10 protein-coding genes are annotated in these 8,698 nt (G+C 62.4%); 3 read left to right on the top strand and 7 right to left on the bottom strand.

Annotation, left to right across the window (positions count from 1 at the left end; translation table 11 throughout):
- From HV675_RS31545 to HV675_RS31515, 7 genes are all read right to left on the bottom strand, one after another.
- Nucleotides 1-765: citrate/2-methylcitrate synthase (locus HV675_RS31545; RefSeq protein WP_281364199.1), on the bottom strand; the 765-nt coding region annotated here is incomplete at its 3' end.
- A 125-nt stretch (nucleotides 766-890) separates the two neighbouring features.
- Nucleotides 891-1,163 (bottom strand): FAD assembly factor SdhE, encoded by a 273-nt coding sequence (locus tag HV675_RS31540; protein ID WP_175115381.1) that lies wholly within the window; start codon nucleotides 1,161-1,163, stop codon nucleotides 891-893.
- Nucleotide 1,164: 1 nt separating this feature from the next.
- On the bottom strand, nucleotides 1,165-1,869 hold the full coding sequence (locus tag HV675_RS31535) for a succinate dehydrogenase iron-sulfur subunit (RefSeq protein ID WP_175115380.1): 705 nt from the start codon (nucleotides 1,867-1,869) through the stop codon (nucleotides 1,165-1,167).
- A 30-nt stretch (nucleotides 1,870-1,899) separates the two neighbouring features.
- Nucleotides 1,900-3,675: a succinate dehydrogenase flavoprotein subunit gene (gene sdhA / locus HV675_RS31530; protein ID WP_175115379.1), complete on the bottom strand. Its 1,776-nt coding sequence runs from the start codon at nucleotides 3,673-3,675 to the stop codon at nucleotides 1,900-1,902.
- A gap of 4 nt (nucleotides 3,676-3,679) precedes the next feature.
- A complete protein-coding gene (sdhD, locus tag HV675_RS31525) occupies nucleotides 3,680-4,048 on the bottom strand; it encodes a succinate dehydrogenase, hydrophobic membrane anchor protein (RefSeq protein ID WP_175115378.1) in 369 nt (122 codons plus the stop codon).
- A 3-nt stretch (nucleotides 4,049-4,051) separates the two neighbouring features.
- Nucleotides 4,052-4,468 (bottom strand): succinate dehydrogenase, cytochrome b556 subunit, encoded by a 417-nt coding sequence (sdhC, locus tag HV675_RS31520; protein WP_175115377.1) that lies wholly within the window; start codon nucleotides 4,466-4,468, stop codon nucleotides 4,052-4,054.
- Between the two features lie 156 nt (nucleotides 4,469-4,624).
- Nucleotides 4,625-5,425: a GntR family transcriptional regulator gene (locus HV675_RS31515; protein ID WP_175115376.1), complete on the bottom strand. Its 801-nt coding sequence runs from the start codon at nucleotides 5,423-5,425 to the stop codon at nucleotides 4,625-4,627.
- A 599-nt stretch (nucleotides 5,426-6,024) separates the two neighbouring features.
- Between HV675_RS31515 and HV675_RS31510 the strand changes: the two genes are divergently transcribed.
- The 3 genes from HV675_RS31510 to HV675_RS31500 form a co-directional block, all read left to right on the top strand.
- Nucleotides 6,025-7,005: a malate dehydrogenase gene (locus HV675_RS31510; protein ID WP_175115375.1), complete on the top strand. Its 981-nt coding sequence runs from the start codon at nucleotides 6,025-6,027 to the stop codon at nucleotides 7,003-7,005.
- A gap of 339 nt (nucleotides 7,006-7,344) precedes the next feature.
- On the top strand, nucleotides 7,345-8,385 hold the full coding sequence (locus HV675_RS31505) for an HpcH/HpaI aldolase/citrate lyase family protein (protein ID WP_175115374.1): 1,041 nt from the start codon (nucleotides 7,345-7,347) through the stop codon (nucleotides 8,383-8,385).
- Nucleotides 8,386-8,416: 31 nt separating this feature from the next.
- Nucleotides 8,417-8,698, top strand: a 282-nt coding sequence (locus HV675_RS31500; RefSeq protein ID WP_425496150.1) for a citrate/2-methylcitrate synthase, incomplete at its 3' end; no start/stop codon positions are given.

Here is an 8,698-nt window from a genome sequence, read left to right as displayed (position 1 = left end):
CGCAAACGGGTTCGCACCCGACGAACCCGCAAGACGCACCGTCGAAGTCGACGCGTTCTGCTCGTGGTCCGCATGCAGGATCAGGATGCGGTCGAGCGCGCGCACCAGCACGTCGTTGACCTGGTACTCTTCGCACGGGTTCGAGAACATCATGCGCATGAAGTTTGCGCTGTACGACAGATTGTTCTGCGGATACACGAACGGCTGGCCGATGCTGTACTTGTACGCCATCGCGACCAGCGTCGGCAGCTTCGCGATCATGCGGATGGCCGACACTTCGCGGTGACGCGGATTCGTAATATCGAGCGAGTCGTGATAGAACGCGGACAGCGCGCCGACCGCCGCCACCAGAATCGCCATCGGGTGCGCGTCGCGACGGAAGCCGCGGAAGAAGAACTGCATCTGCTCGTGCACCATCGTGTGACTGGTGACGGTCTTCACGAACTCTTCCTTCTCCTGCGCGTTCGGCAGTTCGCCCTTCAGCAGCAGGTAGCAGGTTTCGAGAAAGTCGGCGTTTTCCGCGAGATTGTCGATCGGATAGCCGCGGTACAGCAGTTCGCCCTTGTCACCGTCGATGTACGTGATAGCCGAGTTGCACGATGCCGTCGACATGAAGCCCGGGTCGTACGTGAACTTGCCGGTCTGGCCGTACAGTTTGCGGATGTCGATCACATCCGGGCCCAACGTGCCCTTGTAGATCGGCATTTCAACGCTCGGCGAGTTGTCGCTGAACGATAGCGTGGCTTTAACATCTGACGGAGTCATAGCACATCCTCAATCGAAAGTAGGAAACAGGGTTTCGATAATTGCACGCCTTCTCGGCCACGCATGCGGCACGGTCAACCGGTCGAACTGCCGGGGCCTCGTACGGCCGCCGGCTCTCAGCCCGGCTAGGCCGTGCGCAGCATGTCGAGGACCCGTCTGACGTCCGGGTCGGCCAGGTCGCCTTCCGGTTCCTTGCGCGCAAGCAGCAAGTCCATCAGGTCGTTATCGCTCAGCTCCAGCAGGCGCGTCAGCACACCGACGTCCGCATCACTGAGGTCATGCTCATATCGGCTGAAAAAACGCTCGAAGATCAGATCGTTTTCCAGCAAGCCGCGCCGCGCGCGCCAGCGAAGGCGCGCGCGGCGTAGAGGGTCGGACTGATGCGAGGATCCGTCCATCTCAGACAGCGCGGCGCACCATCAATTCCTTGATCTTGCCGATCGCCTTCGTCGGGTTGAGCCCCTTCGGGCACACATCGACGCAGTTCATGATCGTATGGCAACGGAACAGACGGTACGGATCTTCCAGGTTGTCGAGGCGTTCACCGGTCGCCTGATCGCGGCTGTCTGCGATAAAGCGATAGGCTTGCAACAGGCCCGCCGGACCGACGAACTTGTCCGGATTCCACCAGAAGCTCGGGCACGACGTCGAGCAGCTCGCGCACAGAATGCACTCGTACAGGCCGTCGAGCTCGTCGCGCTCTTCCGGCGACTGCAGGCGCTCTTTCTCCGGCGGCGGCGTGTCGTTGATCAGGTACGGCTTGATCGAGTGATACTGGTTGAAGAACTGCGTCATGTCGACGATCAGGTCGCGAATCACCGGCAGGCCCGGCAGCGGACGCAGCACGATTTTCTGCGGCAGATCGTTCAGGTTCGTCAGGCACGCGAGGCCGTTCTTGCCGTTGATGTTCATCGCGTCCGAGCCGCACACGCCTTCGCGGCACGAACGGCGGAACGACAGCGTTTCATCGACGGCTTTCAGTTTGATGAGCGCGTCGAGCAGCATGCGCTCGTGCGAGTCGATTTCGAGCTCGTACGTCTGCATGCGCGGCGCTGCGTCCTTGTCCGGGTCGTAGCGGTAGAGTTCAAAAATACGCTTGGCCATAGTGTGGGTCCTTTGACTTGTGCCTGTGCCTTAGAAGGTCCGTGCCTTCGGCGGCACCGATTCGACGGTCAGCGGCTTCATATGAACCGGCTTGTAGTCGAGGCGATCGCCTTCGCTGAACCACAGCGTATGGCGCATCCAGTTTTCGTCGTCGCGATGTTCGAAGTCGCTCTGCGCGTGCGCGCCGCGGCTTTCCTTGCGCGCCTCGGCCGACACCATCGTGGCGCGCGCCGCTTCGATCAGGTTGGCCAGTTCGAGCGCTTCGACGCGCGCGGTGTTGAACACCTTCGACTTGTCCTTCAGATGCACGTTGGCAACGCGCTCCTTCAGCTCGTTCACCTTCTCGACGCCTTCGGCGAGCAGCTTCGACGTGCGGAACACGCCCGCATGCGCCTGCATCGACGCGCGGATGTCGTTCGCGACGGACTGCGTGTACTCGCCCGACGACGACGCTTCGAGCTTCGCAAGGCGCTCGAGCGCGCGGTCGGCCGCATCGGCCGGCAGCGGCTTGTGGTCCTTCATCGCGCCCGCGTGCTTGATGATGTGGTTGCCGGCCGCGCGGCCGAACACCACGAGGTCGAGCAGCGAGTTCGTGCCGAGGCGGTTCGCGCCGTGCACCGACACGCACGAGCATTCGCCGACCGCGTAGAAGCCGTTGACCGCCTCTTCGTGGTCACGCGACGTGCCGACCACCTGACCGTGCATATTGGTCGGAATGCCGCCCATCTGATAGTGAATGGTCGGCACGACCGGGATCGGCTCCTTGATGCAGTCGACGTTCGCGAATTTGAGCGCGATTTCGCGGATCGACGGCAGACGCTTCATGATCGTCTCCGCGCCGATGTGCGACAGGTCGAGCAGCACGTGGTCCTTGTTCGGACCGACGCCGCGGCCTTCCTTGATTTCCTGGTCCATCGAACGCGAAACGAAGTCGCGCGGCGCGAGGTCTTTCAGCGTCGGCGCGTAGCGCTCCATGAAGCGCTCGCCGTCCGCGTTACGCAGAATGCCGCCTTCGCCGCGCACGCCTTCGGTAATCAGCACGCCCGCGCCGGCCACGCCGGTCGGGTGGAACTGCCAGAACTCCATGTCCTGCAGCGCGATGCCCGCACGCGCCGCCATGCCGAGGCCGTCGCCGGTGTTGATGAACGCGTTGGTCGACGCCGCGAAGATGCGGCCCGCGCCGCCCGTGGCGAACAGCGTGGTCTTGCCTTCGAGGATGTAGACGTCGCCCGTTTCCATTTCGAGCGCGGTCACGCCGAGCACGTCGCCGTCCGCATCGCGAATCAGGTCGAGCGCCATCCATTCGACGAAGAACTGCGTCTTCGCCGCAACGTTCTGCTGATACAGCGTATGCAGCAGTGCGTGGCCGGTACGGTCGGCCGCCGCGCACGCGCGCTGCACCGGCTTTTCACCGTAATTCGCGGTGTGGCCGCCGAACGGGCGCTGGTAGATCGTGCCGTCCGCATTACGGTCGAACGGCATGCCCAAGTGCTCGAGTTCGTACACGGCATTCGGCGCTTCGCGGCACATGAACTCGATCGCGTCCTGGTCGCCGAGCCAGTCGGAGCCCTTGATCGTGTCGTAGAAGTGATAGTGCCAGTTGTCTTCGCTCATGTTGCCGAGCGATGCGCCGATGCCGCCTTGCGCGGCGACCGTATGCGAACGCGTCGGGAACACTTTCGACAGCACGCACACCGACAGACCCGCGCGCGCCAGTTGCAGCGACGCGCGCATCCCCGAACCGCCCGCGCCGACGATCACCACGTCGAAACGGCGACGCGGCAGAGAACTTTTGATTGCAGCCATTCTTTTACACTCTCCAGAGAATCTGCGCGGCGTAGCCCGCACACGCGAGCAGCCAGACGATTGTCAGTGCCTGAAGGACGAGACGCGTGCCGACCGGCTTGATGTAGTCCATCCAGATGTCGCGCACACCGACCCATGCGTGATAGAACAATGACAGCAACGTGACAAACGTCGCGAGCTTCATCCACTGCGTCGCGAAGATCGCGGCCCAGCCGTCGTACGAGAATGCCTGCGCGGCGAAGAACCAGACCAGCAGGATCACGGTATAGATAGCCATGATCGTGGCGGTGATGCGCTGCGCGAGCCAGTCGCGCAGGCCGTAATGCGCGCCGACGACGAGGCGCTTCGAACCGATGCGGTTATTGGAAGACATGTTTTAGAAGGCTCCGAACAGTTTGAGCGCGAACGCGATGGTCAGCAGCGACGACACGGCGAACACGATGACTGACGAACTCTTGCCTTTTTCCTTCGACACCGCATTGTGGTTGGTGTCCATCAGCAGGTGACGGATACCGGCGCAGAAGTGAAACAGGAAAGCCCACGCGAGGACCAGCGTGATCAGCTTGACGATAATGTTGGAGAGAAAGACTTTGAAAACTTCGAAGCTGAGTTCGGAAGTGAGACTCTGATCGAAGAGGTACAGCAGAAACGGAAGGAAGATGAAAAGCAGAGCACCGCTCGCACGATGCAAAATCGACACGCGCCCCGCTAGCGGGAGGCGGTACGACGTCAGAATCTGCCCGATACCGATATTCCGGAATTCCGGCCTCGGTTTTTTTACGGCTTCAGCCATGCTAGACCCCTACTATGTAGTCACACTAATCCGCGATTTTAGCGCCTTTTCATTCCGCGCTGCAGCGAACATCTGCTCAAGACTGCTTTATATCGGCGGCAATAAAGACGTTGTCACAGTCGATGCCGGCAATCTGCGCCCGCTTCATCGTTTGCATCAACTGAGGTCGTTCTGATAGTAATAGCCGGTTGTGACATACCAACCTCGCCGCACCTCGACGGGCCGGTCGCCATACGTGTACGACACGCGTTCCACCGACAACAGCGGAAAACCCGGCGGCACACGGAGCAGATCGGCGACCGCCGGGTCCGCCGCCACCGCGCGAATTTTCTCCGACGCGCGAATCATGCGCGTGCCGAACTCGGTTTCGAACATCGCGTAGAGCGGCCCCTTGTAATCGGACAGGCGCTCGAGCGTAAGCCCGCGAAACACGCCGCCCGGCAACCAGATTTCGTCAAGAACCGTGACTTCACCGTCGAACTGCAACAGACGCCTGATCAGCACGACCGGGTCCGACGGTTTCAGATCGAGCTGGCGTGCAATCTCCGCCGAAGCGCGCAGCCGCCTGCATTCAAGCAGCTTACTGATGTGCGGATGCTCGACGCCGTCATCGGCCAGTAACCTGAGAAAGCGAAACTGGGCGCGGTCCTCGTTGTGCGTCGCAACAAAGGTGCCCTTGCCCTGGCGCCGCACGAGCAGATTTTCCGCGGCAAGCTCGTCGATCGCCTTGCGCACGGTGCCCTGGCTCACCTTGTAACGGGCAGCCAGTTCGACTTCGCTGGGGATAATTTCGCCGGGCTTCCATTCGCCGGACTCGAGGCTCTGCGTTATGAGGCCTTTGATCTGCTGGTAGAGCGGACTGAACGTGGGCGATGAAGACGATGCGGCGGCGGGCAGACCTTCGCCTGCGCCCGTCGGGCCGACCGGATTCGCGGAGCTCGCCTGGTTCGAATTCATTCGCGCATTTCATCATAAAGGCTCGCCGGACGTCCAGATATTTTGGCTCAATACTTATGTCTTATATAAGACATAAGATACTGTTGACTTTGCGTCAGCCCACTCCTACACTCCTTGTCGAGCAAGGGTTTGCGGGTTGTTTCCCGGTTACGCTGCAGCGCAGAAATGCAGGCACGAAGCGTAGCCTGAAACACCGTCCGTGCACGCTGCGCCCTCATCAGTCCAGCTTTCGATTCGCCTGCCGTCCGCCTCACAATTGGCTGCAAAGGCCTCGAGCGGCCCCGCCCAACGGGCCCGGCTCAGCCTCACGCGACCTCATCGACGCTCGCCGAAATGCGCTATTGCGGGATTCGCCAGGTTGCAGCGGGCCATGCGCGCCATCGCGGCGCGAGCGACATCCGCACTCTGCTCGGCAGCTTTGCCGGTCCATTCAAGCGGCCCGGCGCGGCGGCCTCGTTGCAGCGCGCGGATGGCGCCTTCAGGCATCGCGCGGCTGCGCAAAGAGTTCATCGTGTTTGCCACGCTTCGGGTGACGCGCATATAAAATGGCGTTTTCTCAAGCGTCTAACGCACTAACGCACCGTCCTGGAGATTTCTCAATGGCTAAGCCCGCAAAGCGTGTTGCCGTCACTGGCGCCGCAGGTCAAATCGGTTACTCCCTGCTATTTCGCATCGCCAACGGCGACCTGCTCGGCAAGGACCAGCCGGTGATCCTGCAGTTGCTTGACCTGCCGCAAGCGCAAGCCGCCGTCAAAGGCGTCGTGATGGAGCTCGAAGACTGCGCGTTCCCGCTGCTCGCGGGCGTCGTGGTCACCGACGATCCCAAGGTCGCGTTCAAGGATGCTGACATCGCGCTGCTGGTCGGCGCGCGCCCGCGTTCGAAGGGCATGGAGCGTAAGGATCTGCTGTCGGCCAACGCCGAAATCTTCACGGTGCAAGGCAAGGCGCTCAACGATGTCGCGAGCCGCGACGTGAAGGTGCTGGTGGTCGGCAATCCGGCCAACACCAACGCGTATATCGCGATGAAGTCGGCGCCGGATCTGCCGAAGAAGAACTTCACCGCGATGCTGCGCCTCGACCACAACCGCGCGCTGTCGCAACTCGCCGCGAAGTCCGGCAAGCCGGTCGCGTCGATCGAAAAACTCGCCGTGTGGGGCAATCACTCGCCGACGATGTACCCGGATTTCCGTGTCGCGACGGTCGACGGCCAATCGCTCACGAAGCTGATCAACGACGACGAATGGAACCGCACCGTGTTCATCCCGACCGTCGGCAAGCGCGGCGCCGCGATCATCGAAGCGCGCGGTTTATCGTCGGCGGCGTCGGCGGCGAACGCGGCGATCGACCACGTGCGTGACTGGGTGCTCGGCACGAACGGCAAGTGGGTGACGATGGGCATTCCGTCGGACGGCTCGTACGGCATTCCGGAAGACATCATCTACGGCGTGCCGGTCACGTGCGAAAACGGCGAATACAAGCGCGTCACGGGCCTCGAAATCGACGCGTTCTCGCGCGAGAAGATGGACGGCACGCTCAACGAGCTGCTCGAAGAGCGCGACGGCGTCAAGCATCTGCTGTAAGCCTGCGATGCGAAACAACCGGGACCTCGTTGCAGCGCGGCGGGTTCCGGTTTTTTACGCAGTGGACTTTGATTGCGCGAAGGCCAGCGCGTTGTGTGACCTTCGCCTCTGATTCGAATGTATTTTGGGACGCCCGGTTAGGGACGCCCGCTAAAGGATGGCCGCTGAAGGACGCCCGATTATGGGCACGAGTGAGGGACAACTGCACGGGGTGCCCATACGGGGAGCATCCAGTCAGGCATGTTCTCCAGCCTCACGCGGTCCCCACCCGCCGCGCCACGCCCAGAATGCGTTCGAATCGGACTTATTCAACTAGAAACCACGCTTTTGACGCCGAGAATGCGCGCCCTCACTCCCGCCGAAGTGCTGTTTGACGGCGAAGCGCCGCCCACCATCCTGCCTGCCTGCGATCACTACGCCGGCAGCGAGAAGCTGATGCTGAAATCGTTCGCGCTGCAGCAGGAGCTCGGGCCGGTATTCGATATCACGCTCGACTGCGAAGATGGCGCGCAGGTCGGACGCGAAACCGAGCATGCGGAGCTGGTCGCTTCGTTTCCCGGCAGCGAGCATGATCGCTTTGGCCGCGTCGGTGTGCGCATCCACGACTTTCATCATCCGCATTGGCGCGACGACGTGCGCCTGATACTGCGCGCCGCAAAGCGCGCACCGGCGTTTATCACGCTGCCGAAAATCCGCAGCGTGCCGGACGCCGCCGAAATGGTCGCGTTTATCGAAGCAACGCGGCGCGAGCTCGGTATTGCGCAACCGGTGCCGGTGCAATTGCTGATCGAAACACATGGCGCGCTCGCACGCGTGTTCGAGCTGGCCGCGCTGCCCGGCGTCGAGGCGCTGAGCTTCGGCCTGATGGACTTCGTATCCGCGCACGACGGCGCGATTCCCGATACCGCGATGCGCTCGCCGGGGCAGTTCGATCATCCGCTCGTCAGGCGCGCGAAGCTCGAAATCGCCGCCGCGTGCCATGCATACGGCAAAGTGCCGTCGCATAACGTCTCGACGGAAGTGCGCGATATGAACGTCGTCGCAAACGACGCCGCGCGGGCGCGCAACGAATTCGGTTACACGCGGATGTGGAGCATCCATCCCGCGCAGATTCCGGCAATCGTGTCCGCGTTCGCGCCGCGCGACGACGAAATCGCGACGGCCGCCGAAATTCTGCTTGCCGCACAGGCGGCGCAGTGGGGCCCGACGCGTCATCGCGATACGCTGCATGATCGCGCGAGCTATCGCTACTACTGGTCGGTGTTACGCCGTGCGCGTTCGACCGGGCGCGCGGCGCCCGCGGAAGCCGCGCCGCTGTTCGGCGATAACGCCGGGTCCGCGCCGCGGGCGGCGTCGGGCCCACGCGAGGGTCAGGATTGACAGAAGGGCAAAGCACAGGAGAGCGCTGGAGATGAGCGATACGACGATGCAAACGGCTGCTTCGCAATCCGCTGCCCAACCGGGCGGCGCCCCGGGCGCATTCAAACCGAAGAAATCCGTCGCGCTGTCCGGCGTGACGGCGGGCAACACCGCGCTGTGCACGGTGGGCCGCACCGGCAACGACCTGCACTACCGCGGCTACGACATTCTCGAACTCGCCGGCGCCTGCGAGTTCGAGGAAATCGCCTACCTGCTGGTGCACGGCAAGCTGCCGAACCTTGCCGAACTGACCGCCTACAAGACGAAGCTCAAG

Origin of the sequence: Paraburkholderia solisilvae (genome assembly GCF_902859875.1) — a bacterium.
GTDB classification, from domain to species: domain Bacteria; phylum Pseudomonadota; class Gammaproteobacteria; order Burkholderiales; family Burkholderiaceae; genus Paraburkholderia; species Paraburkholderia solisilvae.
Note: the sequence above shows the minus strand (reverse complement) of the source record. Positions and strands in the feature narration are given on the sequence as shown.

Bases quoted from the DNA above. Each gene is read 5' to 3' on its own strand.
- HV675_RS31540 (WP_175115381.1), bottom strand. From the start codon at position 1,163: ATGGACGGATCCTCGCATCAGTCCGACCCTCTACGCCGCGCGCGCCTT.
- HV675_RS31510 (WP_175115375.1), top strand. From the start codon at position 6,025: ATGGCTAAGCCCGCAAAGCGTGTTGCCGTCACTGGCGCCGCAGGTCAA.
- sdhA (WP_175115379.1), bottom strand. From the start codon at position 3,675: ATGGCTGCAATCAAAAGTTCTCTGCCGCGTCGCCGTTTCGACGTGGTG.
- HV675_RS31505 (WP_175115374.1), top strand. From the start codon at position 7,345: ATGCGCGCCCTCACTCCCGCCGAAGTGCTGTTTGACGGCGAAGCGCCG.
- HV675_RS31515 (WP_175115376.1), bottom strand. From the start codon at position 5,425: ATGAATTCGAACCAGGCGAGCTCCGCGAATCCGGTCGGCCCGACGGGC.
- sdhC (WP_175115377.1), bottom strand. From the start codon at position 4,468: ATGGCTGAAGCCGTAAAAAAACCGAGGCCGGAATTCCGGAATATCGGT.
- sdhD (WP_175115378.1), bottom strand. From the start codon at position 4,048: ATGTCTTCCAATAACCGCATCGGTTCGAAGCGCCTCGTCGTCGGCGCG.
- HV675_RS31535 (WP_175115380.1), bottom strand. From the start codon at position 1,869: ATGGCCAAGCGTATTTTTGAACTCTACCGCTACGACCCGGACAAGGAC.